At 64.7% G+C, this 25,848-nt stretch carries 23 protein-coding genes; 7 read left to right on the top strand and 16 right to left on the bottom strand.

The window, feature by feature from the left end; all coding sequences use genetic code 11:
- Positions 1-10: 10 nt before the first annotated feature.
- Both PHO31112_RS10845 and PHO31112_RS10840 read right to left on the bottom strand, forming a co-directional pair.
- Positions 11-661, bottom strand: coding sequence for a 3-oxoacid CoA-transferase subunit B (locus PHO31112_RS10845; RefSeq protein ID WP_150620513.1), 651 nt, complete (start codon positions 659-661; stop codon positions 11-13).
- A 25-nt stretch (positions 662-686) separates the two neighbouring features.
- Positions 687-1,364 carry a 3-oxoacid CoA-transferase subunit A gene (locus PHO31112_RS10840; RefSeq protein WP_150620512.1) on the bottom strand — a complete coding sequence of 226 codons (678 nt, stop codon included), beginning with the start codon at positions 1,362-1,364 and terminating at the stop codon, positions 687-689.
- Between the two features lie 303 nt (positions 1,365-1,667).
- On the opposite strand from PHO31112_RS10840, the gene PHO31112_RS10835 reads away from it, so the two are divergent.
- The gene (locus tag PHO31112_RS10835) at positions 1,668-2,468 is read left to right on the top strand and encodes an IclR family transcriptional regulator (RefSeq protein WP_150620511.1); all 801 of its coding nucleotides are present in this window, start codon (positions 1,668-1,670) and stop codon (positions 2,466-2,468) included.
- 122 nt (positions 2,469-2,590) lie between these two features.
- Here PHO31112_RS10835 and PHO31112_RS10830 read toward each other — a convergent pair whose 3' ends face one another.
- From PHO31112_RS10830 to PHO31112_RS10820, 3 genes are all read right to left on the bottom strand, one after another.
- Positions 2,591-2,800, bottom strand: a complete 210-nt coding sequence (locus PHO31112_RS10830; protein WP_150557640.1) for a DUF2783 domain-containing protein — start codon at positions 2,798-2,800, stop codon at positions 2,591-2,593.
- Positions 2,801-2,867: 67 nt separating this feature from the next.
- A complete protein-coding gene (locus tag PHO31112_RS10825) occupies positions 2,868-4,601 on the bottom strand; it encodes an FAD-dependent oxidoreductase (RefSeq protein ID WP_150620510.1) in 1,734 nt (577 codons plus the stop codon).
- A gap of 112 nt (positions 4,602-4,713) precedes the next feature.
- Positions 4,714-5,673 (bottom strand): MBL fold metallo-hydrolase, encoded by a 960-nt coding sequence (locus tag PHO31112_RS10820; protein ID WP_150620509.1) that lies wholly within the window; start codon positions 5,671-5,673, stop codon positions 4,714-4,716.
- Positions 5,674-5,916: 243 nt separating this feature from the next.
- Between PHO31112_RS10820 and PHO31112_RS10815 the strand changes: the two genes are divergently transcribed.
- From PHO31112_RS10815 to PHO31112_RS10805, 3 genes are all read left to right on the top strand, one after another.
- A complete protein-coding gene (locus PHO31112_RS10815; protein WP_246178028.1) occupies positions 5,917-6,738 on the top strand; it encodes an IclR family transcriptional regulator in 822 nt (273 codons plus the stop codon).
- Entirely contained in the window at positions 6,735-7,595 is an 861-nt protein-coding gene (locus PHO31112_RS10810; RefSeq protein ID WP_150620508.1) for an IclR family transcriptional regulator, read from the top strand. The genes PHO31112_RS10815 and PHO31112_RS10810 overlap by 4 nt, the downstream gene beginning before the upstream one ends.
- 241 nt (positions 7,596-7,836) lie before the next feature.
- On the top strand, positions 7,837-9,219 hold the full coding sequence (locus tag PHO31112_RS10805; protein ID WP_150620507.1) for a histidine-type phosphatase: 1,383 nt from the start codon (positions 7,837-7,839) through the stop codon (positions 9,217-9,219).
- Between the two features lie 143 nt (positions 9,220-9,362).
- Here PHO31112_RS10805 and PHO31112_RS10800 read toward each other — a convergent pair whose 3' ends face one another.
- Together PHO31112_RS10800 and PHO31112_RS10795 are read right to left on the bottom strand one after the other, a co-directional pair.
- Positions 9,363-10,154 carry a PIG-L deacetylase family protein gene (locus PHO31112_RS10800; protein ID WP_246178026.1) on the bottom strand — a complete coding sequence of 264 codons (792 nt, stop codon included), beginning with the start codon at positions 10,152-10,154 and terminating at the stop codon, positions 9,363-9,365.
- A 7-nt stretch (positions 10,155-10,161) separates the two neighbouring features.
- Positions 10,162-11,022, bottom strand: a complete 861-nt coding sequence (locus PHO31112_RS10795; RefSeq protein WP_150620505.1) for a GNAT family N-acetyltransferase — start codon at positions 11,020-11,022, stop codon at positions 10,162-10,164.
- A gap of 387 nt (positions 11,023-11,409) precedes the next feature.
- Between PHO31112_RS10795 and PHO31112_RS10790 the strand changes: the two genes are divergently transcribed.
- Positions 11,410-12,333: an alpha/beta hydrolase family protein gene (locus PHO31112_RS10790; RefSeq protein ID WP_150620504.1), complete on the top strand. Its 924-nt coding sequence runs from the start codon at positions 11,410-11,412 to the stop codon at positions 12,331-12,333.
- 31 nt (positions 12,334-12,364) lie between these two features.
- Positions 12,365-12,862 (top strand): MarR family winged helix-turn-helix transcriptional regulator, encoded by a 498-nt coding sequence (locus PHO31112_RS10785; protein WP_150620503.1) that lies wholly within the window; start codon positions 12,365-12,367, stop codon positions 12,860-12,862.
- A 28-nt stretch (positions 12,863-12,890) separates the two neighbouring features.
- Here PHO31112_RS10785 and PHO31112_RS10780 read toward each other — a convergent pair whose 3' ends face one another.
- From PHO31112_RS10780 to PHO31112_RS10770, 3 genes are all read right to left on the bottom strand, one after another.
- A complete protein-coding gene (locus PHO31112_RS10780) occupies positions 12,891-13,316 on the bottom strand; it encodes a hypothetical protein (protein ID WP_150620502.1) in 426 nt (141 codons plus the stop codon).
- A gap of 257 nt (positions 13,317-13,573) precedes the next feature.
- Complete coding sequence (locus tag PHO31112_RS10775) at positions 13,574-14,953, bottom strand: MFS transporter (protein WP_150620501.1); 1,380 nt, start codon at positions 14,951-14,953, stop codon at positions 13,574-13,576.
- A 343-nt stretch (positions 14,954-15,296) separates the two neighbouring features.
- Positions 15,297-16,853, bottom strand: a complete 1,557-nt coding sequence (locus PHO31112_RS10770; RefSeq protein ID WP_425495179.1) for a glucan biosynthesis protein G — start codon at positions 16,851-16,853, stop codon at positions 15,297-15,299.
- A 315-nt stretch (positions 16,854-17,168) separates the two neighbouring features.
- Between PHO31112_RS10770 and bglX the strand changes: the two genes are divergently transcribed.
- A complete protein-coding gene (gene bglX, locus PHO31112_RS10765) occupies positions 17,169-19,499 on the top strand; it encodes a beta-glucosidase BglX (RefSeq protein WP_150620651.1) in 2,331 nt (776 codons plus the stop codon).
- A 75-nt stretch (positions 19,500-19,574) separates the two neighbouring features.
- Here the strand turns inward: bglX and PHO31112_RS10760 are convergent, their stop codons facing one another.
- From PHO31112_RS10760 to PHO31112_RS10735, 6 genes are read right to left on the bottom strand one after another with little or no spacing between them, the layout of a single operon-like run.
- Positions 19,575-20,003, bottom strand: coding sequence for a helix-turn-helix transcriptional regulator (locus PHO31112_RS10760; RefSeq protein ID WP_150620650.1), 429 nt, complete (start codon positions 20,001-20,003; stop codon positions 19,575-19,577).
- 32 nt (positions 20,004-20,035) lie between these two features.
- Positions 20,036-21,256 (bottom strand): NAD(P)/FAD-dependent oxidoreductase, encoded by a 1,221-nt coding sequence (locus tag PHO31112_RS10755; protein WP_150620500.1) that lies wholly within the window; start codon positions 21,254-21,256, stop codon positions 20,036-20,038.
- Complete coding sequence (locus tag PHO31112_RS10750; protein ID WP_150620499.1) at positions 21,253-22,689, bottom strand: FAD/NAD(P)-dependent oxidoreductase; 1,437 nt, start codon at positions 22,687-22,689, stop codon at positions 21,253-21,255. The genes PHO31112_RS10755 and PHO31112_RS10750 overlap by 4 nt, the downstream gene beginning before the upstream one ends.
- On the bottom strand, positions 22,674-23,045 hold the full coding sequence (locus PHO31112_RS10745) for a (2Fe-2S)-binding protein (protein ID WP_150620498.1): 372 nt from the start codon (positions 23,043-23,045) through the stop codon (positions 22,674-22,676). The genes PHO31112_RS10750 and PHO31112_RS10745 overlap by 16 nt, the downstream gene beginning before the upstream one ends.
- On the bottom strand, positions 23,042-24,922 hold the full coding sequence (locus PHO31112_RS10740; RefSeq protein WP_246178025.1) for an ABC transporter ATP-binding protein: 1,881 nt from the start codon (positions 24,920-24,922) through the stop codon (positions 23,042-23,044). The genes PHO31112_RS10745 and PHO31112_RS10740 overlap by 4 nt, the downstream gene beginning before the upstream one ends.
- Positions 24,919-25,809, bottom strand: coding sequence for an ABC transporter permease (locus PHO31112_RS10735; protein ID WP_150620497.1), 891 nt, complete (start codon positions 25,807-25,809; stop codon positions 24,919-24,921). The genes PHO31112_RS10740 and PHO31112_RS10735 overlap by 4 nt, the downstream gene beginning before the upstream one ends.
- Between the last annotated feature and the right edge of the window lie 39 nt (positions 25,810-25,848).

Here is a 25,848-nt window from a genome sequence, read left to right as displayed (position 1 = left end):
CGATGGTGTCTTAGACCACGGCCGGCGACGGCAGCAGCGCCACACCGGTCAGGCGTTGTAGTTCGTCGAACGAGAGGCCGTCGACCATGTCGATCACGCGCAGGCCTTCGGGCGTGACATCGAGCACGGCCAGATCGGTGTAGATACGTGTGACGCAGCCCACCCCGGTGAGCGGATACGTGCACTGCTCGACGATCTTGCTCTCGCCCTGCTTGGTCTGGTGTTCCATCATCACGAACACTTGCTTGGCGCCGCTTGCGAGATCCATCGCGCCGCCTACGGCCGGGATGGCGTCGGGCGCGTCGGTGTGCCAGTTGGCGAGGTCGCCCGTGGTCGAGACCTGGAAGGCGCCCAGCACGCAGAAGTCCAGGTGGCCACCGCGCATCATCGCGAACGAATCGGCGTGATGGAAGAAGGCGCCGCCCGGCTTGAGCGTGACGGGTTGCTTGCCGGCGTTGATGAGGTCTTCGTCCTCTTCGCCCTTCGCGGGGGCCGGGCCCATGCCGATCACGCCGTTTTCGCTCTGGAGAATGATCTCCTTTTCAGCGGGCAAGTGATTGGCCACGGCCGTCGGCAGACCGATGCCGAGGTTCACATAAGCGCCGTCGGGAATATCCTGGGCGACGCGGGCGGCCATCTGGTCGCGGGTCAGTCGGTTCATGTCGTGCTCCGAAATCAGATGGGGATCAGGCGTGTGCGGCGCTCGGCACCGCGACGACGCGTTGAACGAAAATGCCGGGCGTGACCACGGCTTCCGGATCGAGGTCGCCCAGCTCGACGATTTCGTTCACCTGAACGATGGCGCACTTCGCCGCCGTGGCCATGATCGGGCCGAAGTTGCGGGCGGTCTTGCGGTACACGAGGTTGCCCCAGCGGTCGCCCTTGAGCGCCTTGATGAGGGCGAAGTCGGCATGGATCGGCAGTTCGAACACGTACGGCTTGCCGTCGATCACGCGCGTTTCCTTGCCTTCGGCGAGCAGCGTGCCGTAGCCGGTGGGCGTGAAGAAGCCGCCGATGCCCGCGCCAGCGGCACGAATGCGCTCGGCGAGATTACCCTGCGGCACCAGTTCCAGTTCGATCTTGCCCGCGCGATAGAGCGCGTCGAACACCTGCGAGTCGGTCTGACGCGGGAACGAGCAAATGATCTTGCGTACGCGCCCGGCTTTAAGCAGGGCGGCGAGCCCCGTCTCGCCGTTGCCGGCATTGTTGTTGACGATGGTCAGATCGCGCGCGCCCTGATCGATCAGGGCGTCGATGAGCGCCGAGGGCATCCCGGCGTTGCCGAAGCCGCCAATCATGATCGTCGCGCCGTCGTGAACGCCGGCGACCGCGCTGGCGAGCGAGTCGTAAATCTTGTTGATCACACGTGCCTCCTGGGCAGTTCCATCGGGCTGACGGGCTCGCGCCCCTTGCCCCGGTTGGGTGTCTCCCGGCGATGACCTCTTGTCCAATGGCCTCGTCTGGTTCACAATGTTCTTATAGCGAACAAATATTCGCTATAAGAACAGCCTAAGCCTTCCCGTGTCGGGCGTCAAGCGAGTGCCCGCCTGAGACGGGGCCATGCCGTCGTGACACCGGGCATGAAGTGGTGCGTATCGCGCGGTGGAACACGTGACGCAAATCCATTACGCTTGCCGTTCACGCGAAGACACCCGATCCCCACCTACATGACACCTGTGCCGAACGACGCAACCGAACCGACTGACAAGAAGCCGGGCGACTCCTATGTGCAGTCGTTCGCGCGCGGGCTGGCGGTCGTCAAGGTGTTCAACGCCGCGCGCCCCGCGCAGACACTCTCGGAAGTGGCGCAAGCCTCCGGGTTGACGCGTGCCGGGGCCCGCCGCATTCTGCTCACGCTCGAGGCGCTGGGCTACGTACGAAGTGAGGGGCGGCTGTTCCGGCTCACTCCGCGAATTCTCGACCTCGGTTTTTCCTATCTGACATCGATGCCGCTGTGGAATCTTGCCGAGCCGTTCATGGAGGCGCTCGTGCAGCAGGTGCAGGAGAGCAGTTCCGCCTCGGTGCTCGACGGTGACGACATCGTCTACGTGCTGCGCGTGCCGGTGCGCAAGGTCATGTCGATCAACCTGTCGATCGGCAGCCGCCTGCCGGCGTGGTGCACGTCGATGGGGCGCGTCATGCTCTCGGCGTTGCCTGACGACGAACTCGACGCCGCGTTGCGCCGCGCCGACATTCGCCAGCACACTCGCCGCACGGTGACGGACATCGACACGCTGCGCGAACGGATTCTCGACGTGCGCGCCAAGGGATGGGCGCTGGTCGATCAGGAACTGGAAGAGGGGATGATTTCGATTGCCGCACCGATCCGTAATCGCGCGGGGCAGGTGATTGCGGCGATGAACGTCAGCGGTCAGGCCAACCGGACGTCGGCCGCGGAGATGGAAGCGAAGTTCCTCGCGCCCCTTCTGCAGGCGGCGCAGAAGATTTCACAGATGGTGGTGGTGTAACGCCGGCAGGCGCCGGCACGCGATACAAGACAAGAACACGTCACACTAAAAATGCGGGGCGCCTGGTGATCGGGCGCCCCGCTTTCGTTAGGGTGCGTGACGCAGGAAAGGCTGCCCGGCGATCAGCGCGCCGCGTTGCCCAGTGCGCCCGCGCGTGCGAGACGAAGCGCCGAGAGCAGCGTGTCGTGATCGCCGATCTGGTTGGCGAGCAACAGAATCAGTTGCGCGTTGGCGGCCTGACTCTGTGTCTCGTCGAGGTCGCGATGCATGTCGATCAAGGCTTCGTAGAAATCGTCTGGACGTGTCAGACGCGGTTGTGTATCGAGTGCCATGAAGTGTCTCCTTCCTACGAAATCGGTGGGGTCTGAACGTCGATCGATGGGATCGGTCGCGGTGACGTCAGGCCGCACATTGCATCGGCGCGACTTCCGGTGCCGTTCGGCCGAGGGCGCGCTCGCGCGCGGCGGCAATCGCCGTGGCGTCGACGGTGCGCCAGCGTGCGCACACATGTTGATCCGGACGAATCAGATACACCGTGCCCGGTGCGGCGTCGTACCGTTGGGCGGCGAGACCTTGTACGTCGTGCCAGACACTGTGTGCGTGGTGCGCATCCTGTGCGACCTCGGCATCGGGCGTCACGAACACCGGCACGACCGGCACGCTGTCGTTCGCAAGGGCATCGAGGGCCGCGAGAGACGCGGCGTCGAGCGAGCCCGGCGCCCCGAACACGAGTGCGACGAAACGTCCGCCCAGACGCGGCAGCAACCAACCGTCCTGCCCTTGACGAGTGAGCGGTGCATCGACGCAAGCTGCACCCGGCACCATGCGTCCGGCGAACGTATCTTGCTCTGCCGTGTTGAGTGTCGACTCGTGGAGTACCGCAGGCACCGACAGCCGTCCGCTGTTGACCAACTGTCGCGCAAACGCATGGTCGCGGGCCAGGGTCAGCACAGCATCGCGGAAGACGCGCGAGACAGGGCTCTTGGGCGTGATGAAATCCGTCGAGCGAGTGGAATTGCGAATGTTCTCGTCGGCGGCGAATTCGCGCTCCCGGGCGTAGGTATCGAGCAGCGTATCGGGGGCATGACCGGCGAGCACCAACGCGAGTTTCCATGCGAGGTTCTCGGCATCCTGCACGCCGCTATTCGCGCCGCGCGCGCCGAATGGCGACACCCCGTGTGCCGCGTCGCCGGCAAACAGCACATGGCCATGACGGAAGTCGTCCATGCGCAGACAAGAGAAGGTATAGACGCTGACCCACTCCAGCGTGAACTTCGCGTCCGGGCCAAGCAGGGCCTGCACTCGCGGGATCACTCGCTCGGGAGTCTTCTCGAGCGCGGGATCAGCGTCCCATCCTAATTGGAAATCGATGCGCCACACGTCATCGGGCTGGCGATGCAGCAACACGGACTGATTCGGGTGGAAGGGTGGGTCGAACCAGAACCAGCGCTCCGCAGGGAAGTCTGCGCTCATCTTGACGTCGGCGATCAGGAAGCGATCCTTGAACGTGCGGCCGTGGCTGTCCACACCGATCAACTTGCGCAAGGGACTGCGAGCCCCATCGGCGGCCACGACATAGCGGGCGCACGTTTGATACTCCCCGCCGGGTGTCTCGACCGTGAGCGTGACGCTCGCATCGGGCGTGCCCGGCGTGCCCTGCTGCGCGAGTCCGACAACCTTGCTCTTCCAACGGATGTCGATGTTTGGCAGTTCGCGCGCGCGCTCGAACAGATAGCCTTCGACGTAATACTGCTGGAGATTGATGAACGCCGGACGATGGTGTCCTGCCTCGGGCAGCAAGTCGAAGTTGTAGACCTCCTGATCGCGCAGGAACACGCGACCGACGTTCCAGCACACGCCCTTTTGCACCATGCGCTCACCGCAGCCGAGACGATCGAAGATATCGAGCGTGCGCTTGGCGAAGCAGATGGCGCGCGAGCCGGCCGAGAGCGTGCAGTCGTCGTCGAGGACGATCACGGATACGCCTTGCTGCGCGAGATCGATGGCGGTCGCCAGTCCCACCGGACCTGCGCCGACCACGATGACCGGATGCGTCTCGGGCGCGACGTTGCCGGATTGTTCTGCGCACGGCTGGTATTCGAACGTCAGCCGCTGGTAATCGATGCTGCTCATGCAAATGTCTCCATCGTCGGCACCGCACCGGCGCACATGCGTCGGCGGGTGCCGTTTTTTACTTTTCGCTTTTGCTGCCGGCGCGCTCACCGAGGTCGCGCCGGGATCGAACTCAGTTTTGCAATGCGGCCCACATTTCCTTGTCGCGCTGCGCCGTCCAGATGCGCGGATGCGTGATGCCGCTCGCTTCGTCGAACGCGCGGGTCACATCGAACGGCAGGCAGTGTTCGTAGATGAACACATGGCCGAACTTCGGATCCATCTGGCTGCGCGTGAGCGCCATCGCGCCCTTGAGGTCGAGCTTTTGCTCGACCGCTTGCTTACCCGCTTCGAACAGCGTCGTCACGAAGTCTTTCGTGTAGGCGAGGCCCTTGGCCACTTCCTCGGGCGTGGTCAGCGCGGGGCCACGGCCCGGCACGAGCTTCTCGGCTCCGAGCGCGGCCAGCGCATCGAGCGTGGCCGGCCATTCGGCGAGTTGCGCGTCGCCGGTGTAGCAGGCGGCGTCGTACTCGACCAGGTCGCCCGAGAACAGCACCTTTTGCGACGGCAGCCACACGACGGTGTCGCCCTTGGTGTGACCCGAACCCAGGTGCGCGATCTTCACTTCGAGCTTGCCGAGGAAGAGCGTGATTTCCTTCTCGAAGACGAGTGTCGGCCACGTGAGGCCGGGCACCGTCTCGACACCGGCGAACAGGCGCGGAAAGCGCTCGATCTCCGACTTCATGTCGGCTTCGCCACGTTCGACGATCATCTCGTACGTGCCGCGGCTAGCGATGATCTGCTGAGCGCCTTCGGCGAAGTAGGCCGATGCGCCGAGCACGCGCACGGCGTGGTAGTGCGAGAGCACCACGTACTTGATCGGTTTGTCGGTGACCGTGCGGATCTTCGCGATCAGATCCTGCGCCATGGCGGGCGTGGCCGTCGTGTCGACGATCATCACGCCGTCGTCGCCGATGATGACGCCGGAGTTCGGGTCGCCCTCGGCCGTATAGGCCCAAGTGTTTTCCGACAGTTGGGTGAACGTGACCTTCTTGGCTTCCAGGTCAGCTTGCGAGGCGAATGCTTTGGCCATGCTTGTCTCTCTCTTATCTCGTCTGCGGGGATGGTGCGGATGATGAGGGCATCTTACGAAACGCTCAGAATATTTGTCAATGACAAATGTGATTGTTATTTGCTAATGTTGTGGCGTTGGCGATCTGAAGGCGTTTTCGTTCCGGGTTAACCCTGTGGCATAGCAGGGAAGATTGAAGCAACGGACGCCGACTTGTTTAGAATCTAGGCCATTTTTCTTGGGGAGCCTGGCTCCCATGACTGCATGAACCCAATTCCGATGGACGGTGCCGCCGGCGCGAGCGGCCAGCCCGGCCGAGCCTCGCGTGGCGTGCAAAGCGTGGACGTGGCCGCGCGCGTGCTCCAGGCGCTGGCGCAGGCTCGCCGCCCGCTGGGGCCGGGCGATCTCGCCGCGCTCGCCGGGCTGCCGCCTGCTCAGGCGCACCCGTATCTAGTGAGCCTCATACGACTGGGTTTGCTCAAGCGTGACCCGATGTCGGGTGACTACGCGCCGGGTCCCATGACGTTGCGTCTCTCGTTGTTGCATCTTGAAAACGATCCGGCTTATCGCGCTGCCGTGCCTCGCGTGATCGCGCTGGCCCGCGAGACCGGCTTCTGTGTGGCGATCTGTACTCGCGCGCCGCAAGGTCCGGTCGTCGTGCATTTCGAACGCGCGGCGTTTCCGCTGCACGTGAATCTCCATGTCGGTTCGGTGATGTCGCTGACGGCTACGTCGACCGGCCGCGCGTTCTGCGCCTTTACACCGCAGGCGCAATGGCCGCAAGCGTGGCATGAACAGATGCCGGCGACGCCGGCTGAGCGGGAACGGTTCAACGCGTTGCTGGAAGAGACACGTGCGCATGGCATGTCGCGCAGCGTGAACACGCCGAGTCCGTCGGTGAGTAGTTTGTGTGCGCCGGTGTTCGATGCGAGCGGACGTCTGCGTCTGGCGCTCACCGCCATCGGGCCGACGGCGGCGCTCGACGTGGCGTGGGAAGGTGCGGCGGCAAGCGAATTGCGTGCGGCGGCGAGGGCTATCGCGGCGCAGGTCGATGCGGATCGGGAAGTCGGTGAGGTGAGTGCATGAGCGCGACGCGAAGCCGGGCAGGAACAAGTGAGACGACGGACGACGTGACGACGACCCCGGCGAAGCCGCAGCGCGGCATTCAGGCGCTTGAAAGCACAGGCGCGTTGCTCGAAGCGTTGGTTGCGGCGGGACGCCCGCTAGCGCTGGGCGCGCTCGCGCGCGACGCGGGCATGGCTGCGGCGAAGGCCCATCCGCATCTGGTGAGCCTGCAACGTGCGGGCTTGCTCGCGCGCGACGAGAACGGCAACTTCGAAGCGGGGGCGTTGAGTCTCGAACTCGGATTGATGGCGCTGCAACGTCTCTCGCCGACCGGCGAAGCCGAGCCGGAGATTCTCGCGCTTGCGCAAGCCACCGGGTTGTCGGCGGCGATGGCGGTGCTGGGGCCGGTCGGGCCCACGGTGGTTCGTCTGGAAGAGGCGATGCGCCCGCAGCACGTGAGCCTGCGCATCGGCACGGTGCTCTCGCTGGTGAACACCGCCATCGGACGCGCGTTCGCGGCTTTCCTGCCGCCAGCGGTGCTCGACGGTTTGCTCGCGCAGGAGTCTGTGCGCATGGCGGGGCTAGGCGCGGAAGGCCGGCCGGTGACACCGATGCCGGACTATGCTGCGCGGCTGACGACGATCCGGGAGCAGCAATTCGATACGGCGTTAAGCAACCCGGTCCCCGGCATCGATACCGTGGCGGTACCGGTGTTCGATCACACGGGGGAAGTCACCCTGGTGCTCGCGTTGATGGGGTCGGCGGGCAGTTTCGAGACGGCGCTCGACGCACCACCGGCACAGGCGCTGATTGCGGCGGCGCACCGGTTGTCGTGGCGTTTCGGTGCCGTGGGGCGTGCGGACGGGGTCATCGGATAGTCGCGGGCTCGACGGGGTGCGCGGTGTCGTTACGTTCGCAGCCGATGCATTTGCGCCACGCTTTCAGGTTGGTTGGGGCGACGCTAACGGCGCACGGTAAGATGAGCGTCAACGCCGTCCCCTGTCACCCCGACTTGTTGCCATGACTGCCGCCATGATCCGTGTGATGACTCGTGAACCCGTTCGATCCCGAGATGTTCGTCCAGACGTTCCGGTTCGCCGCAGGCAAAGGCGCAGCGGTGTGCGGTGGACGGCGAGCATCGCGGCGTTCGCCGTCGCAGGTGCGCTGAGCGCTTGCAGCACCACTTCGCCGCCGCCGCCGGGGCAGGCCAGACCGCCTGAATCAGCGGCACGCATCGATGGCATGCCCGCCGACTGGACATTGATCTCCACGGTGATCGTGAGCCGTCATGGCGTGCGATCGCCGACCCATGCCCAGCCTCCGCTGGACAAGCTGAGCCCGGACGCCTGGCCCGGCTGGCCGGTGCCCGCCGGTTATCTGACGGCGCGCGGCGGCTCGCTGGCCGAACGCATGGGCCGCTACTACGGCGATTGGCTGCGCGCGCGGCGTGTGTTGCCCGATAACGCGTGCCCGGCACCCGGCACGGTCTATGGATGGGCCGACATCGACCAACGCACACGCGAGACCGGCAATGCGCTGCTGCAAGGCATGGCGCCGGGGTGTGACATGCGCGCGTCGCATCAGGCGGATCTCACGACTTACGACGCGGTATTTCAGCCTGTAGCTGCGGGGGATTGCCCGCTCGACCCGGGCGTGGCGCGCGGCGCAATCGAGGCGCGTCTGGCGCCGGACGGCGTCTCGGGCCTGAACAAGCGCTACGCCGCGACGATTGCGCGCATGAGCGAAGTGCTCGACTACGCGCACAGTCCTGCATGCGGCGCACAAGGCGGCTGCAAGCTCGAGGACGTGCCCACGCGATTGCGCGTCGAAGGCGATGGCAGCGGCGTGGCGTTGCGCGGGGCGCTCGGCAGTGCGGCGAAGGCGTCGGAGGTCTTCCTGCTGCAATATGGCGAAGGCTTGCCCGACAGCGACGTGGCCTGGGGAAGAATTCGCGACGAGCAGGACTGGGCGCGTCTGCTCGAAGCGCATAACGCGCAGCGCGATCTGCTCAACCGCACGTCCTATCTCGCGTCGGCCAACGGCACGCCACTGCTGGCCGTCACCCTCGATGCGCTGACGCGTTCGGCGGCGCAGAGTAGCGCACCGGCCCCTGCACCGGTGCGTGGACCTGTTCTGCCAGTGGGCAACCGCGTCTATGTCCTGATTGGCCACGACACGAACGTGGCCAATGTCGCGGGCATGCTCAAGCTCGATTGGCAACTCTCCGACCAGCCCGATAACACGCCGCCCGATGGCGCACTGGTGTTCACGCTGTGGCGCGATCTGGCGGGTGACGCATTCGTGCGCGTGGAGATGGTGTATCAATCGATGCATCAGATGCGGCACCTCACCACACTCTCGCTCGACGAACCGGCAAAACGCGTGACACTCGCGTTGCCCGATTGCAGCGATGGCCCGGATGGAAAAAGCTGCCGCTGGCCGGCGTTCGCCCAGCGTGCGAAGGCGGTGTTATCGCCTGCGTGTCTGGACGGCGTGCATTGACGGCGGCATTCGCTACGAGAAAGCGATTCCTTTTACGACATGGGGCCGGAGTCGGCCGCCAGCACGAGCTCGACCGCGTTACGCAGCCTCTGAATGAACGTGGCCAGACAGTACCCATATCTCGTGGGAACCCGCTGCATCTGTCAGTCGTCGGCAATAGAGGAATTGTCTTTTTGCGCGCGCCATTCCTGAATCCGCGAGCGCACATCGGGCCACGTCGCAAATTTTCGGTGCTCGTAATAAAGAGGCCCGTCGTGAGGCCGCTCCTGAAGGCGCTCGACGCTCGTGCCCTGCACCGCCTGTGTGCCGCGGAGCACGTAATGAAGCAGCATGAACGGAAATAGCCCCACCCAACTCCCTCGCTGCGACGAATAGCGCAACGTGTACTTGAGGAACCGTAGCCGCCGGGACCAGGGAATCGACGTCAGATCCACTCGACCGTTATGGGGCAAGGGCGCCAGCACCCGGAAAAAGGGTTTTGGGCGATTGAACGCGTTGTAGAGAGAATACTGACGCAGGACGTTCGCAATCCCCACCCTCACACATGTGTGAACCGCAATGGCATGCAAACTGTCATGGTCAGGATGTCCGCCTTCCCATGCGGTCACAAACATCTCGTCGATGTGCGAATGACTCAGCAACCATGCCTCGAACCAGTCACTCGCCTCGCGAAGCGAGCGGTGGAGATTGAGATCGCTGATTCCGAGCGCCGCTCCCGCGAAGATCACGTTGTCGGCCGGCACCCCCATGTCGTTCAACACTGCAAGCGACTCCCGATTGCGGGTCGAGGGGTCGTCCGTGCTGCGAACGCCTGTCGTAAAATAGATGCACATCACTTGCCGGCCTTGACAAACCGACTGATGAATCAATTCATAAACGCCGTATTCGTCATCCTGATGGGCGAACAGGAAGACGGTGACAAGTGGCGACGGCAATGTGTTTTCAGTAACCATCGAAGTCCATAAACGAGAATTGAATCTTGCCGCAGCTCACCTGGTCTCCGTCTTTCGTCAATGAGCGATAGATGAAGTTCAAGGGCGATGGACGCCAGCGCGCGGGAATCTGCCAATAGGTGCGAAACGCGCAAGCGCCGTCCGGCACCAGGCCCAGAAACACCCGCGCTGGCGACTGAATGCCCGGCGGCTCGGAATCCTTCGCTTGTACGCCGGCTTCCGGGAGTTCCGCGATTGCAGACACCCATCGTCCGGCGGCTTTTGCTTCAAAACGAAGCCTGTCGTGCTGACGCCAGGATCTGATCGGATTGATGGGATTGGCTTGGCGCCAACTGAGCGCCTCCGGTTTCCAGGCTCGCTCGAATTCGGCATCTCGTGCAACTGCGGAGAAATCGATGCCAATTGTGCCAAAACCGATGCGCGCATCAAGGGGTTGCACCAGATGGAAACCGAGCTTTCGTACAAAGCCCGGCGTACTGTTGGCGTTTGCAACGCCGTAGACGCAATCGAAGCCCAAATCGGCGGCGTGACGATACGTCATGTCGGCCAACTTGGAGAAGAGCCCCTTGCCTTGGAAATCAGGATGAGTTGCCGTGTTGAGCGACAGAAGCGCCCGCACAACGTCACCGCGTAGCCGAATCGTCGTGGGTATGCACGCATAGTGGGCGATCAGGCGGTCGCCGTCAAAAGCATCGAATCCCACGACGTGTCCTTCCGGATTTTCGAAGTACAGCCACTTCAAGAATTCGGAGTGCTTGAACTTCTCAGCGCGTGGAAAGCATAGAGAGAATAACGTTTGGTATCGACGAAGACTCTCGGATCCCGCACCGATCGGCGCATATGTGATCATCGGAAAACTCGGAATTCTTTCAATGAGAAACCATGAATGTTGACGAGGGGCAGCGAATCGATTTCATCCGCAAACACATCGTTGAACAAGTGAGTCCAGAGGAAAGTCGGGGCCATCGCAACGCCTAAATCTTAGAGCGGCACCTTACCATATCTGAACGCCGGTGACGCCGTTTCGGTGACGCGGAACGTGCCGCTCCAGGGCGAGAACCCATCGCACCGCACCCGATCGAATTTGAACGCAGACCTACGCTCGATTTTTATTTATTTCGCAAGCGAAATAATATTCATAATATACTTCGTGTGCGAAATATGTCGCGATTCAGATTGTTTCACTGAAAGGCGCCGCGCAGACCAAACGGAGTGCCAGTGCCCGGGGAGCTTTGTTATGCCACCGCTTGCCGTCGAAATTCCTGCCGTTGACGCCTATCCGCTGGGTGCACATGCCTGGTATCCCGACGCGTTGCCCGCGCGGGGTGTCGTGCTGGTTCATCCCGCGACAGCCGTGCCGGAGCGTCTCTATTTCGCCTTCGCGCAATACGTCGCGCAGCGCGGTCTGATCGCAGTCACTTACAGCTATCGGGGCATCGACGGATCTCGCCCGCCGGCGCTACGCGGCTTCCCGGCGCGCATGCGCGACTGGGCAGATCTCGATGCCGAAGGTGTCACCCGTTGGGCGTTCGAGAGGTATCCGTCGCTGCCGGTCTATGCCGTTGGACACAGTTTCGGCGGCCATGCCATCGGGTTGTGCGAAAGTTCGAATCGGCTGGTCGCCGCCGTGCAGGTGGCCTCGCATGCGGGGTCAATGCGTGTGGTGAGCCACCGGCGCGAGCGCGTGCGCATCACCGTGCTGATGCACTGGGTGGCGCCGGTGCTGGCGCGTCTTGCCGGGTACTTGCCAGGCAGAAAGCTGGGCTTCGGTGAGGATCTGCCCGCAGGCGTGCTGCTCGAATGGAGTGGATGGACCCGGTTGCCGAACTACTTCTTCGACGACCCGACGCTCGACGCCGAAGCGCGTTTCGCGCGTGTGCGCACACCGATCCTTTCGTTGGGTTTCGACGACGACCTCTGGGCCACGCCGATGGGCATCGATATATTGGTCTCCCGGCTTCGGAACGCCCCGGTGACGCGTCGAGAAGTTCCCGCCATTCGTTCGGATGCCGGATCGATCGGGCATATGGGATACTTCCGCCAACGTTCCGGTGCGTTTCTATGGCCGGAAACCGTAGACTGGCTACTGTCGGCGGGGCCCGCGCGGCAGGGTGCGTCGATGCCTGCGACGACGACACCGTCTCCCATCGCACCGACGTGACAACGACGTAACTACGATTCCATCAGACCGAATGCCAAAACGCCGACCACCCGCTGCCGCCGAGACCGCTGCGGCCGCCAAGAAACCGGGAAAAGGCGAAGCTGCCGAGCGCAGACTGTACTTCCTGCTCAACGTCGGTCAGCGGCGTGTCCAGCGATGGATCGATGCGCGGGCCGGCGATAGCGCGAGCGTGAGCGCTGCGCAGGCCGGTGTGCTCTTCTATCTGCTGCACCACCAAGATGCGCTCGTGGGCGAAGTCGGCGCGGCGTTGCAGCTCTCGCCGTCGTCGATGACGGGACTGGCGAACCGTATGGTCACCGCAGGCCTGCTCACCCGCCGCGCCGACGCCGACGACGGGCGCGCCACGCGATTGCGTATCACGGCGGCCGGGCATAAGGCGATGGCCCGTGCCCGCGACATCCTCGCGGACCTCAATGCGCTGCTGCACGACGATTTCACCGAGGCGGAACTCGACGTCGTTGCACGCTGGCTAGGCCATCTGCAGAACCGGTTCCCGGCCGAGACGTAATCCGGCCGGGCGAGGCCTCACTGCGCCGTTAATGAATCGCCAGCGCGTTGGCCTGTGCGTTGGCGACACCTGCCGCCACATTCACGCCGATATTGCCCGATGCGCTCATCAGTGCGCGGTCTCCGAGCGACGCGTTCATCGCGCCGGCGACGGTCGCGGCATCGCGAAGCGTCTGACGGGTATCGATCGCAACGTGTGAAGCCCTCGCCAGCACGAACTGGTTCGACTGCACGTGGAGGGCGCCGGCGGCAACGTTCACGCCGAAATTGCCGTGCGCGTCGCGCAGGGCGTCGGTGCCGAGCGTGGCGGCCTGGCTGCCGCCAAAGACGGCATCGCCAGTGATGGCTTGCCGGGTGGAAAGCTGGGCGACGGTAGCGTCGTCGGGGGGGGCAGCGAAGGCCGAAGCGTGGGCGACGGCCAGTGCGAAAGCACTCAGCAAAGCGAGACGCGTCATGTTGATCTTCCCCAGATCGTCCGTTGGGACGGCTATCTGGATATCGGCACCTGCGGTGCTCGGGTTGAATGATTTTTCATGTACCGCGTATGCGCCGGGCAATTGATGGTTGGCCCCTGTACCGACGCGTCGCGTCACTGAAAGCCGCCGTCATTCCCATGACCGCTGCGGGGCGCATTTTCGCACGACGGCACCAGACCGCGCCGTCGTGCGTTGACGTCAGACGTCGACACCCGAGTATGCCTTGACGCGCGAGATTACGCCGGTTCTCCCGCGCCGTTCGCGAGTCCTGCCGCATTGCTGGGCGATTGCGTTGCGGCTTGCTGTTGCACCGACGCCGATTTCTTGTGGTCGATCAGCAACACGGCTACGACCGCGACCACGGCGGGAATCGCGATCGCGATAAAGTTCTGCTGCAACGGCAGCGACATGCTCACGAGCACGCCGATCACGATGGGCGCGAGAATGGCGCCGCTGCGTCCTACCCCCGAGGCCCAGCCGATGCCCGTGCCGCGCGCGGCCATCGGGTAGAACTGGCCCGCATAGGCATAGGTGACGATCTGCGTGCCGATGGTCGACGCGCCAGCCAACCCGACGAGCACGAACAGCACCGGCGTCGGCACCTTCACCCCCAGCAACGTGATCGACACGGCGGCGAGCGCATACATGCCAACGAGCACGTACTTGATGTTGAAGCGATCCGCGAGCCAGCCGCCGCCGATGGCGCCGAGCATCGCGCCGAAGTTCAGCACCAGCACGAACGTGAGCGCCGAGCCGAGGCTGTAGCCGGCACTGGCCATGAGCTTCGCGAGCCACGAGCTGAGCGCGTACACCATGAACAGGCACATGAAGAACGCCACCCACAGCATGACGGTGCTGGACCCGCGGCCGTCCTGAAACAGGCGCGACAGCGGCGCGGCCTGCTTGCGATCCGTCGGGGGCAGCGCGAACTGATCGCCCGGCTGCGCGGCATAGTGCGGCGCAAGCCGGGAGAGTACTTGCTTGAGCGCATCGAGGCGGCCCGTGCGGATGAGGAACGGCATCGACTCCGGCAACGCTTTCATCGCGAAGGGCACGAGCAGTGCGGGCAGACCTGCCGCGAGAAAGACGGACTGCCATCCATACGATTCGATCAAACCTTTGCCAAGCAGGGCGGCGAGCATGCCCCCGACCGAGTAGCCTGAAAACATGAGGGTGACGAGCGTGCCGCGCAGTCTGCGCGGTGAGTACTCTGTCATTTGCGCGACGACGATCGGCATCACGCCGCCGATCCCGACCCCCGCGAAAAAGCGCGTGACGGAGAAGCTGATCGGCTCGTGCGTGAAACCCGCGGCGGCGGTGAAGAGCGAGAACATCAGCACGCAAATGGCGATGGCTTTGCGGCGGCCGATGCTGTCGGCCACCATGCCCATTACGATGGCGCCGAACATCATGCCGAACAGCGCAGCGCTGACCATGAAGCCGGCGCTGGTCGCGTCCACGTTCATCGCCTTCATGATCGACGGCAGCGCAATGCCCGCGACCGCGAGGTCGTAACCGTCGAAGATGATGATGAGCGCGCACCAAAGCAGAATGCGGCCGTGATAGCCGTTAAAGCGCGCTTCGTCGGCCAGGTGGTGTACGTCGATGTGTCGCATGCGGGTGTCTCCATAACGAATCCGCCCTCCGTCGAAACGCGGAGAGTCTTGGGGATGTCTTGACCGACGCAAGCGGCACCAGGCCGAGCCACACCGGCACGGCCTGCGGCCGTTGCCAATGCAGCAAACCACCTCTGTGAACAGCGAAGGGTGGTTTTTATGCAATATTGTGCATGCAGTAAACGCGAATTGATCGCCAACTGCAAGGGTAATTTGCCTGTTTCAGGGTTTTACATGAGAAAACACGGCACGTAAGTGCCTGTTTAATTGTGATGGGTGGTGCTGCGAAGGGGGAGGGCCGTGCGGCGGCAAGATGCCGCCGTACGTAGCGGCGGGATGCAACTTATTGCTTGGCGACCGAGAACGGGGGGAGCTGATAGCTCCAGGTCTCGCTCACGGCCTTGCCGCCGGCGACGAGGGCCGCACGCAGTTCCACGACCTTGGCCGGGTCTTTGACCATCACGCGCAGATTCAGGCGCATGCCGCGCGTGACCGGATTCGGTTGCAGCGTTTGCTCGATGATGGTGGCGTTATCGCTCACGCTGACCTGCGGTGTGACCGAGCCCGTGGGTAGCGAGGCGAGCGGGCCACCGTCGAAGTCCACGATGAGTCCGGTGCTGCCGTCGAAATGACGAATCAGGTTGGCTTGCGTGATCTCGCCGGCGGTGCGAAGCGTCTGCTTCACCCAGGCCAGATTGCGATCGATGATGCCGCGCTCGTTCATCGTCCAGTGGATCGTGTAATCGGCCTGCAACGGCTGGCCCTTGGGCGGCAACTGGTCCGGCGTCCAGAACGCGCCGATGTTGTCGTTGGTTTCGTCCGGCGACGGAATCTCCACCAATTCGATATGTCCCTTGCCCCAATCGCCCTGCGGTTCGATCCAGGCGCTCGGACGCAGATCGTAGCGATCCTTCAGGTCTTCGTACTGAGCGAAATCGCGTCCGCGCTGGAGCAGTCCGAAGCCGCGCGGATTCGTTACCTGAAACTGACTGATGGCGAGATTGCGCGGATTGTTCAGCGGACGCCAGATCCACTCGCCGTTGCCGGCGTGAATCGCGAGCCCGTTCGAGTCGTGCAATGCCGGGCGGAAGTTGTACGGGTCGCGCTGCTGATTCGGTCCGAACAGGAACATGCTCGTGAGCGGCGCGATGCCGAGCTTGGTCACTGGCCCGCGCATGAACACCCGTGCCTGCACCTTCAACACGGAGTCCTCGCCCGGCGCCAGATCGAAACGATAGGCGCCGGTGGCGCGCTTCGAGTCGAGCAGTGCGTAGAAGACGAGATGCTTCTCGCCCGGCTTCGGGCGTTCGATCCAGAACTCGCGGAAGGCCGGGAATTCCTCGGCAATCGGCAGGCCCGTGTCGATGGCCAGACCGCGCGCCGACAGACCGTAGATCTGTCCCTTGCCGATCACGCGGAAGTAACTCGCGCCCAGCACGCTCATGACCTCGTCGAGCTTGCCGGGTTCGTTGATCGGGTACAGCACGCGAAAGCCCGCGTAGCCGAGGTGATGCGTGGCGCTGCGGTCGAGCTTGAGGTCGCCGAAGTCGAAGCGGCTGGTGTCGTACTTGATCTCGTCGATCTTTGTGTTGCTGCCGCTGCCGACGATCTCGTTGATCTTCACCGGCGTGCTGAACTGCATGCCCTGGTGATAGAAGCCCAGCCGGAACGGCGTGGCCTGATCGTTCCATTCGAACGTTTCGCGCCGGGGCTGAATCTTGATGTAGTCGCCGAACTGCATGTTCGCAAAAGCGGGCGTGAGGTTGCTCACCGGTGCGGTATAGGGCTTGTCGGCAAGCGCCTTCGCGCGGGCGGTCACGTCGTCGAGGGAGAAGGCGTGGGCATACGCCGCGCTCAACAAGGCGACGCCTGCCACAAGCGCAGGCAAGAACGAGCGCATGCGTCGATGCCAGGACATGGCGGGGGAAAACAGAACCACGAATCTCTCCAGAAGTTGGGGGAACGTATCATGTCTCGTCGCGCCGCCTGCGCGCTTCCTGCGAATCTCGCAGGCGTCTCATTTCGCACGGATCTGCGCAAAAACGGGGCGGAATCGCTTCGAAGATACCAATTGTGGCAAAGTATCGCACTTCGCCGTTACGTGTCCGGCGCGTTTCTCCGGACTGGGTAACGCCAGTTGATACGACGGGGGCTGCCGCAGACAACTTTACCGGCATCCTCGCGTCGCGCCACATTGGATCGCTATCAGATGAGAATGTTCTGTGCGCTGGCTCTCGCCGCCAGCCTCGTAGTGGCGCCGGCCTTTGCCGACGCGCCTTCCGGCCCGAACAACGGTGCGCCGGGCAATGCCTCGGCTGCCATGCCGTCTCCTGCCGCCAAACAGGCGTTCATCGACGATCTGATCGTGCGCATGACGCTCGACGAGAAGATTGGGCAGTTGCGCCTGATAAGCATCGGGGCGGATATGCCGCAGCCCATGCTCATCAAGGAGATTGCCGCCGGTCGCGTGGGCGGCACGTTCAACTCGGTCACGCGCGAGGACAACCGTCCGTTGCAGGACGCCGCAGTGAAGCAAAGCCGCCTGAAGATTCCCATCTTCTTCGCCTACGACATCGTGCACGGGCATCGTACCGTGTTCCCGATCAGCCTCGGGCTGGCGTCGAGCTGGGATATGCCGGTGGTGAAACAAGCGGCGCGCGTGGCCGCCATCGAAGCGAGTGCCGACGGACTGGACGCGACGTTCGCACCGATGGTCGACATCTCGCGCGATCCGCGCTGGGGGCGCACGTCGGAAGGCTTCGGCGAAGACCCCTATCTGGTCTCGCAGAGCGCGCGTGCCAGCGTGCAGGGGTTTCAGGGCACCTCGCCCGCGAACCCCGACAGCCTGATGGCCTTCGTGAAGCACTTCGCGCTGTATGGCGCAGTGGAGGGCGGGCGCGATTACAACGTCGTCGACATGAGCCCGATGCGCATGTATCAGGACTATCTGCCGCCGTATCGCGCCGGCCTCGATGCAGGCGCCGGTGGTGTGATGATTGCACTGAACTCCATCAACGGGACACCGGCCACGTCGAACAAGTGGTTGCTGCGCGACCTGCTGCGTGATGAATGGGGTTTCAAGGGCGTGACCGTGAGCGACCACGGGGCCATTGAGGAACTGATGCGTCACGGCGTGGCGAAGGACGGCCGCGAGGCGGCGAAACTGGCCATCGAGGCGGGCGTCGACATGAGCATGGCCGACGTGCAGTACCTCAAACAGTTACCCGATCTCGTGAAATCCGGCGCCGTGCCGATGCGCGACATCGACAGCGCCGTGCGCGAAGTGCTTGGCGCGAAGTACGACATGGGGTTGTTTGCCGACCCGTATCGCCGTATCGGGAACGCCGCGCAGGACCCGAAGGACGTGAGTGCCGAAAGCCGTCTGCATCGTGACGCTGCCCGCGACGCGGCTCGCAAGTCCCTCGTCCTGCTGGAGAATAAGCACGACACGTTGCCGCTTCGCAAGGCGGGCAAGATCGCTGTGATCGGGCCGCTCGCCGATGCGAAGATCGACGTCATGGGAAGCTGGTCGGCAGCGGGCAAGGCGGCGCAGGCTGTTACGCTGCTTCAGGGCGTGCGCGATGCCCTCGGCAAGCAGGCGCAGGTGAGCTATGCGCGCGGCGCGAACATTACCGACGACCCGCGCGTGGTGGAGTATCTCAACTTCCTCGACTGGGACAATCCGGAAGTCGTGCAGGACAAGCGCACGCCGCAACAGATGATCGACGAAGCCGTGAAGGTCGCACGCCATGCCGACACGCTGATTGTGGCGGTTGGCGAATCGCGCGGCATGTCGCATGAGGCGTCGAGCCGCACGAGCCTGTCGCTGCCGGGCAGTCAACTCGCGCTGTTGCAGGCGCTCAAGGCAACGGGCAAGCCGTTGGTCGTGGTGCTGATGAATGGCCGTCCGCTCGATCTGAACTGGCCGAAGGCCAACGCAGACGCCATGCTCGAGACGTGGTACGCGGGCACCGAAGGCGGTCACGCGATCGCGGACGTGCTGTTCGGCGACTACAACCCGTCGGGCAAGCTGCCGATTACGTTCCCGCGCTCGATCGGCCAGATTCCAACGTACTACAACCAATTGCGCATCGGCCGGCCGTTCACGCCGGGCAAGCCGGCCAACTACACGTCGCAATATTTCGACGCGCAGTACGGCCCGCTGTACCCGTTCGGCTATGGTTTGAGCTACACGACATTCAGCGTATCCGACGTCACGCTCTCGTCGCGGACGATGGCCAAGGGCGGCACGATCGAGGCGAGCGTGACCGTGCGCAACACGGGCAAGCGCGATGGCGAGACGGTCGTGCAGTTGTATCTGCAGGACGTTGCGGCATCGGTGGTGCGCCCGGTCAAGGAGCTTAAGGGCTTCCGCAAGATCATGCTCAAGGCAGGTGAGTCGCGTGAAGTGCGCTTCGCGATCGACGAAAACATGCTCAAGTTCTACAACGCCCAACTGAAATATGTCGCGGAACCGGGCGACTTCAACGTGCAGATCGGCCTCGATTCCGAGCATGTCGAGCAAAAGGGCTTCGTGCTGCAATAAGCCCATGTCTGCACCGCCCCGTGTCGTGCACGCTCAGGAAGCGGCGACGCGGGGCTATCCATCCCACGTCAATGCCTACCCCAGTCGCGGACCGAGCGTGAGGCGCGTGGTCGTCACGTGTCCGGTATGGCGTTCGTCGCGCAGATGATGCTGCACGAAGGCGCTGGGTGTCATGCCGCAGACGCGTTTGAAGTGCCGTGCCAGATGGCTCTGATCGAAGAAGCCGACTTCGGTGGCGACCAGCGAGCCCGGCACGCCGGCAAGCAGCAGACGCTGTGCGGCGGCCACACGTACCCGGCACAGATAGCGGTACGGCGCATCTTCGAAGCGTTCGCGAAAGGCCGTGGCGAAGCGCGATACCGAGAGCGAGCAGAGGTCGGCGAGTTGTGCGACAGTGAGCGGCTCGTAGAAATACGCGTCGATGTAGGCACGTGCGTCGTCGAGCGTGCCGTGCACAGCCCGCTCGATGAGCAGTCCGCGCGGCGCGCGAGGGTCCGTTGCCATGCGGGCGGAGAGGCAGACCGGTGAGCGCGGATTCATGATGAAGTCGCCGTGGGCGAGGGCGTAGCGTTGGTGTTGGGGGCGGGCGTGGCACCGGGCGTATCGTCGCCCTGACGACGGGCAAAGCGCTGGATCGAGAACGGTTGCAGATCGATTTCGGTGCGGCCGGTAGCGATCAGCTCCGCAAGCGTTTCACCGACACCGGGACCGATCTGGAAGCCTGAACCGCAGAAACCGAACGCGTAATAGAGCCCCTCGGTGGTGCCGCTCTCGCCGATCACGGGTTCGCCATCGGGCAGATAGCTCTCGACGCCGCTCCACACGCGGATGATGTGCAGCGGTGCGACCGCCGGTACCAGCCGGCGGAACTGGTGCAGTTGCCCTACCGTGTTCTCGGGCAGCACGGCGGCGCGCGATGTGTCCGCATCGGCGGGGCCGGGCGGGCCGCCGCCGAGGATGATGTTGCCGCGCGGAATCTGCCGGAAATAGATGCTTTCTTCCTTGATCGACGTATAGACGCCCATCGACGAGCGGAACACGTAGGGCACCGGTTCGGTGACGGCCATTTGTGGACCGCGCACGCTCAGGGGGGCCGATTCGCCGAACTGGGTCGCGAACGCATTGCTCCACGCACCGGCGCAGATCGCGAGACGCCCCGCATGGAACACCTGAGCGTCGGTCGTTTCGACGCGAAAGCCCGTCGAGGTCTTCTCGACATGCTGGACCGACACGTTCTCCCGAATATCGGCGCCGAGCGCAGCAGCCGCACGCGCGAAGGCGGGCGCGGCCAGACGCGGGTTGGCATGGCCGTCGAGCGGCGAAATCGATGCCGCCAGCACCTCGGGTCCGAGGAACGGGAAGCGCTTGCGCATCGCCGTGCCGTGCAGCACTTCGAGGTCGAGCCCGTACTCGCGCGCGGCCGTCGCGTAGTCGTCGAAATATTCGGCGTCGTGCGCGTGATAGGCCACGCGCGTATGTCCCGACGGCAGGAATTCGACGTCGCTGCCGAGCAGATCGCGTGCGGCATACCAGATGCGCAGCGCACGATTGGACATCGCCAGTTGCGGCAAGGCACGACCTTGCCGCCGCACACCGCCGAAGTTGGTGCCACTGGCCTGTTGCCCGGTCATCTGCCGTTCGAGCAGGATGACCGACAACCCATGCCGGCGCAGGAAGAGTGCGGTACTGCAACCCATGATGCCGCCGCCGATCAGCAGGACGTCTGCCTGGGCGGTGGGCGAGGCGGACGTCGTCATGCGGTCTCCGTGGAGGTCGTATGTGCCGCGTCGGCGGCACCTGTCGATGCGTGCTCCGCGCAAGCGGGCGCAGGCGCGAGCGTGACCGGCAACGGTTTGACCGGCGCTTGTCCGCGTAGACGGCCGACCGCCGACACGGGCACCCCCAGCGCACCTGCCATCACTTCGGCGCCGGCATGCGCGCAGAAGCGCCCCTGACAGCGGCCCATGCCCACGCGAGAGAACGCCTTGGCACGATTGGCTTCCGTGGCACCGGCTTGCAGCGTCACCTGCCGCAGTTGCCCGGCCGTAATGCCTTCGCAACGGCAGACCACGGTGTCGTCGGGCAGTTGTCTGGCGTGTTGTGCCGGCCACGGGAAGGCCGTGCGCAGCCCCGCTGCAAAGCGTGTGAAACGGGCAAGCGCGTCACGCAGTCGCGCGGAATCGTCGAACTTGGGGGCAACCCCCAGATCGCGCAAGGCCGCCAACGCAGTGAGCCGTCCCGCAGATTCGGCGGCGTCGGCGCCGCGCACGCGCGCACCGTCGCCGGCCAGATAAACGCCACGCACGCTGCTGCGCCCGTCGGTATCGATGCGCGGTACCCACTGACCGAGCGCATCGTCGAAATCGAAGGCACATCCCGCGAGATCGGCCACTTGCGTTTCGGGGCGCAGATGAAAGCCCATCGCCACGGCGTCGGTCTCGACGTGCAGCGCGGTGCCGTCGGCGAGGTTCACGTGCACACCTCGCACGCCGAGTTCGGCGTCACCGTCGATGCGCACGGGCGTCACGCCGCGATGCAAGGGCACGCCGGCCGCGCGCAACGAACGCAGCAACGCGGCGCCCTTGAGCAGCACGCCAGGCTTGGCAAGCAGTTGTGGCAGCGCTCGCAGGCGGGCACTGGCGGGCGAAGTGTCGAGCACGGCCGCAACGGTTGCCCCCGCCTTCACATATTGCGCGGCGAGCAGATAGAGCAACGGCCCGGTGCCGAGCATCACGGTACGTGCGCCCACGGCACAGCCCTGCGATTTCAGCGCGACCTGCGCGCCGCCCAGACTGTACGTGCCGGCATGCTGCCACCCAGGCACCGGCATGAGCCGATCGGTCGCACCGGTGCACACCAGCAGCGCGTCGAACGCCACGCTGGACGCGCCTTGCGCATTGGCCAGATGGACGACGCCATCGCGGATATTCCATACGAGCGTTTCCGGCAGGTAGTCGATATGCGGGCGCAGCCCGTCGAAGGTCTCGTGAAGATGGCGAGCGCGGTCTGCCTCGGTGCCGTACAGCGCGGTATAACTGCGCCGAAAGCCCTCAGGCTGACGGCGGTAGATCTGCCCGCCGTCGCGCCGGCCTTCGTCGATCACCACCGGGCGCACGCCCGCCTCGACGAGCGCGGCTGCGGCGCGCACGCCGGCCGGACCCGCACCGATCACCACTACGCGAGCGGCCATAGATCCCCTCCGGTTTCCGATGCCGCGCGCATCGGCGCGGTTTCGTCGTCACCACGACGAGCCAGTCGCGTGACGATGTCCATGCCAGCGGCCGCCGGCGTCGTGCAGGCGCGCAACCGTCCGCCGTCGCGCGTCCACACCCAGCAATCCTGGCAGGCGCCCATGACGCAGAAGCCGGCGCGCCGCTCGGGCCCGAACTCGGCATCGCGCAGGGCACCTTGCGACGTCAGGATGGCGACCATCAGCGTGTCGCCTTCATACGCTTGAACGGGCTTCGCGTCGACGCGAAGCATCACGGCGGGCCGCTCCGTTTCGGCCAGCCGCACGAAGCGTGCAGGGGCGGGCAGTGTGCTCATGCGCTCATCTCCAGCTCGCGCGACGCCAGCGTTGCGCTCTGCAACGTATCGAGATCGTCGGCCGCGTGATGGCAGAGGATGGCGGCGCCGTTCTGAAGCACTTTGAGCGACGGCGGCGTGACGTTGCATTTGCCGTCGATGCGCACCGGACAGCGCGAGCGGAACGCGCACAGCTCGGCAACATCGGCAGCGGTGCCGAGCGGCGGCAGCGCGCTGGAGAGGCAGGCGCGGCGTTCGTCGAGCCAACCCTGACGCAGCGCAGGTACCGAATCGATGAGCAGGCGGGTGTACGGATGCCACGGCGGCGAACTCAGCACCTCACGTGCACCGGATTCCACGCGTTGACCGGCGTACAGCACCACGACCTCGTCGCAAATCGCGCGCACGGTCGAAATATCGTGACTGATGAACAGATACGACAGGCCAAGCTCGCGACGCAGTTCGGCGAGCAGATCGATGATGGCTGCGCCCACGACAGTATCGAGTGCCGACGTCACTTCGTCGCATAGGATCAACGACGGCTCGGCGGCCAGCGCGCGCGCCAGGTTCACGCGCTGCTTCTGACCGCCGGATAGGCCACCGGGCGTGCGATCGAGCAGCGCGGCCGGCAGGCGCACGCGGTCGAGCAGGGCGAGCGTGCGCTTCTTCGCGGCATCGCCCTTGAGTCCGTGATAGAGCTTCAGCGGACGGGCGAGGATGTCGGCGATCGAATGACTCGGATTGAGCGCGGTGTCGGCGTTCTGGAAAACGATCTGGATGCGGCGATAGTGCTCGGCCGTGCGTTCGCTCAAGGTGTCGGGCAGCGCGCGGCCGTCGAACAGCACTTCGCCGCGTGCGCGCGGTACGAGCCCGGCGACCACGCGTGCGAGCGTGGTCTTGCCCGAGCCCGATTCGCCGATCACGCCGACGGCACTGCCTTTTTCGATGCGCAGGCTGACGTCGTCGAGCACACGCACGGCGGGCAGGCCATGACGGTCGCGATTGCCGTAGCCGGCATGCAGGCCGCGAATTTCCAACAGCGGCACGCTACCCTTGGCCGAACTTGCCGGGGCCGGTGGTGTGCCGTCATGCCGGCGTGCGGCCAGCAACTCGCGTGTGTAGGTGTCGTCGGGGCTGTGCAGCACCTTGGCGGTGGTGCCGATCTCGCGCACGGTGCCGCCATTGAGCACGACGACCTGATCGGCCATCTGCGCCACGACAGCGAGATCGTGCGACACGTAAACGGCTGTGGTGCCAAGCTCGCGCACCACCTTCTTGAAGGCGGCGAGCACCTCGATCTGCGTGGTCACGTCGAGCGCGGTGGTCGGTTCGTCGAACACCACGACTGCCGGATCGGTGATCAGCGCCATGGCCGCCATGAGCCGCTGCAACTGCCCGCCCGAGACCTGATGCGGATAACGTGCGCCGATGGTCTGCGGCGACGGCAGGGCCAGCGCACGGAACAGCTCGATGGCCTTGGCGCGCGCCTGGGCGGCGCTGGCGGTCTTGTGCAGCAGGGCAGGCTCGACGACCTGATCCATGATCGTGCGCGCCGGGTTGAAGCCGGCCGACGCACTCTGCGCGACGTACGCGACGGTACGGGCGCGCAGCGAACGGCGGGCGCGATCGTCGAGCGAGAGCACATCGATGTCGCCGATGCGGATCTGTCCGCCGGCGATTTCACAGCCGCTGCGGGCATAGCCGAGCAGCGACAGCGCAATGGTGGTTTTGCCGGAACCCGACTCGCCGATCAGCGCGAGGACTTCGCCGCGACGAACCGAGAAGTCGACGCCGCGCACGATTTCGGTGGTAGTGCCGTGGCTGTGCGCAATCACACGCAAGCCACGCACGTCGATCATGGGGGCAGACGAATCGACGTGAGTCTTGATGGCGTTCATTTCGCACCTCCCGGGCCGAAGGCGCCGCGCCGGCGCAGGTTGTCGATCAGCAGGTTCACGCCGATGGTCAGCGAGGCGATGGCGATGGCCGGCATCAGCACGGCGGGAGCGCCTTCCGAGAGACCGCTGATGTTCTCGCGCACCAGCGAACCCCAGTCGGCGTTGGGCGGTTGCACGCCGAGGCCCAGGAACGACAGGCCGGAGAGCAGCAGCACGATGAACACGAAGCGCAGGCCGAAGTCGGCAAGCATCGGATGGATCATGTTAGGCAGCACTTCCACGCGGGCGATATAGAAGAGCTTCTCGCCACGGGCGCGGGCCACCTGCACGTATTCCAGCGTCATCAGGTTGACGGCCAGTGCGCGCGAAATGCGGAACGCGCCGGGAATGTAGGCGAAGGCGGCGATGGCGATCAGCAGCGTATTGCCCGAGCCAAATGCGGCGATGACCACCAGCGCCAGTACCTTGCTCGGGATCGACACCAGGGCGTCGAAGAGGCGCGAGAGCACTTCGTCCACCCAGCGTGGCGAGACTGCGGCGAGCAGGCCGAAGCTGGTGCCGATCACACTGGCCAGTACGGCGGCGGCCAGCGCGATGCCGACGGTAAAGCGCGTGCCGATCAGGATGCGGCTGAGCATGTCGCGGCCGAGATAGTCGGTGCCGAGCGGGAACGCGGCGCTGTAGGTGCCGAACACCTCGCCGGAGGTAATGGTGCCGCTCTGGTGCGGGGCGATCGACGGCCCGATGCAGGCGATCAGCAGCCAGAACAGCACCAGCGTGCCGCCGATCATGCCGAGCCAAGACACGCGCTCGCGCAGACGGGCAAGCAGGCCGGGACGAGTGGGAGCGGGCGCCGTGACGGCGTCGGGAGTCGAGGGTACGGACATGGCGGGAACGATAGCCTTGGCTGCGGTCGCGGGGGAGCG

Origin of the sequence: Pandoraea horticolens, from assembly GCF_902459555.1 — a bacterium.
In the GTDB taxonomy this organism is placed as follows: Bacteria; Pseudomonadota; Gammaproteobacteria; order Burkholderiales; family Burkholderiaceae; genus Pandoraea; species Pandoraea horticolens.
This window is presented reverse-complemented; position numbering and strand designations above follow the sequence as displayed.

Excerpts from the sequence above, each read along its gene's own strand:
- PHO31112_RS10825 (WP_150620510.1), bottom strand. The coding sequence starts at position 4,601 with ATGAGCAGCATCGATTACCAGCGGCTGACGTTCGAATACCAGCCGTGC.
- PHO31112_RS10780 (WP_150620502.1), bottom strand. The coding sequence starts at position 13,316 with ATGACGCGTCTCGCTTTGCTGAGTGCTTTCGCACTGGCCGTCGCCCAC.
- PHO31112_RS10845 (WP_150620513.1), bottom strand. The coding sequence starts at position 661 with ATGAACCGACTGACCCGCGACCAGATGGCCGCCCGCGTCGCCCAGGAT.
- PHO31112_RS10815 (WP_246178028.1), top strand. The coding sequence starts at position 5,917 with ATGAACCCAATTCCGATGGACGGTGCCGCCGGCGCGAGCGGCCAGCCC.
- PHO31112_RS10810 (WP_150620508.1), top strand. The coding sequence starts at position 6,735 with ATGAGCGCGACGCGAAGCCGGGCAGGAACAAGTGAGACGACGGACGAC.
- PHO31112_RS10820 (WP_150620509.1), bottom strand. The coding sequence starts at position 5,673 with ATGGCCAAAGCATTCGCCTCGCAAGCTGACCTGGAAGCCAAGAAGGTC.
- PHO31112_RS10735 (WP_150620497.1), bottom strand. The coding sequence starts at position 25,809 with ATGTCCGTACCCTCGACTCCCGACGCCGTCACGGCGCCCGCTCCCACT.
- PHO31112_RS10775 (WP_150620501.1), bottom strand. The coding sequence starts at position 14,953 with ATGCGACACATCGACGTACACCACCTGGCCGACGAAGCGCGCTTTAAC.
- PHO31112_RS10760 (WP_150620650.1), bottom strand. The coding sequence starts at position 20,003 with ATGGCAACGGACCCTCGCGCGCCGCGCGGACTGCTCATCGAGCGGGCT.
- PHO31112_RS10745 (WP_150620498.1), bottom strand. The coding sequence starts at position 23,045 with ATGAGCACACTGCCCGCCCCTGCACGCTTCGTGCGGCTGGCCGAAACG.
- PHO31112_RS10830 (WP_150557640.1), bottom strand. The coding sequence starts at position 2,800 with ATGGCACTCGATACACAACCGCGTCTGACACGTCCAGACGATTTCTAC.
- PHO31112_RS10785 (WP_150620503.1), top strand. The coding sequence starts at position 12,365 with ATGCCAAAACGCCGACCACCCGCTGCCGCCGAGACCGCTGCGGCCGCC.
- bglX (WP_150620651.1), top strand. The coding sequence starts at position 17,169 with ATGTTCTGTGCGCTGGCTCTCGCCGCCAGCCTCGTAGTGGCGCCGGCC.
- PHO31112_RS10755 (WP_150620500.1), bottom strand. The coding sequence starts at position 21,256 with ATGACGACGTCCGCCTCGCCCACCGCCCAGGCAGACGTCCTGCTGATC.
- PHO31112_RS10740 (WP_246178025.1), bottom strand. The coding sequence starts at position 24,922 with ATGAACGCCATCAAGACTCACGTCGATTCGTCTGCCCCCATGATCGAC.
- PHO31112_RS10750 (WP_150620499.1), bottom strand. The coding sequence starts at position 22,689 with ATGGCCGCTCGCGTAGTGGTGATCGGTGCGGGTCCGGCCGGCGTGCGC.
- PHO31112_RS10835 (WP_150620511.1), top strand. The coding sequence starts at position 1,668 with ATGACACCTGTGCCGAACGACGCAACCGAACCGACTGACAAGAAGCCG.
- PHO31112_RS10790 (WP_150620504.1), top strand. The coding sequence starts at position 11,410 with ATGCCACCGCTTGCCGTCGAAATTCCTGCCGTTGACGCCTATCCGCTG.
- PHO31112_RS10770 (WP_425495179.1), bottom strand. The coding sequence starts at position 16,853 with ATGCGCTCGTTCTTGCCTGCGCTTGTGGCAGGCGTCGCCTTGTTGAGC.
- PHO31112_RS10795 (WP_150620505.1), bottom strand. The coding sequence starts at position 11,022 with ATGATCACATATGCGCCGATCGGTGCGGGATCCGAGAGTCTTCGTCGA.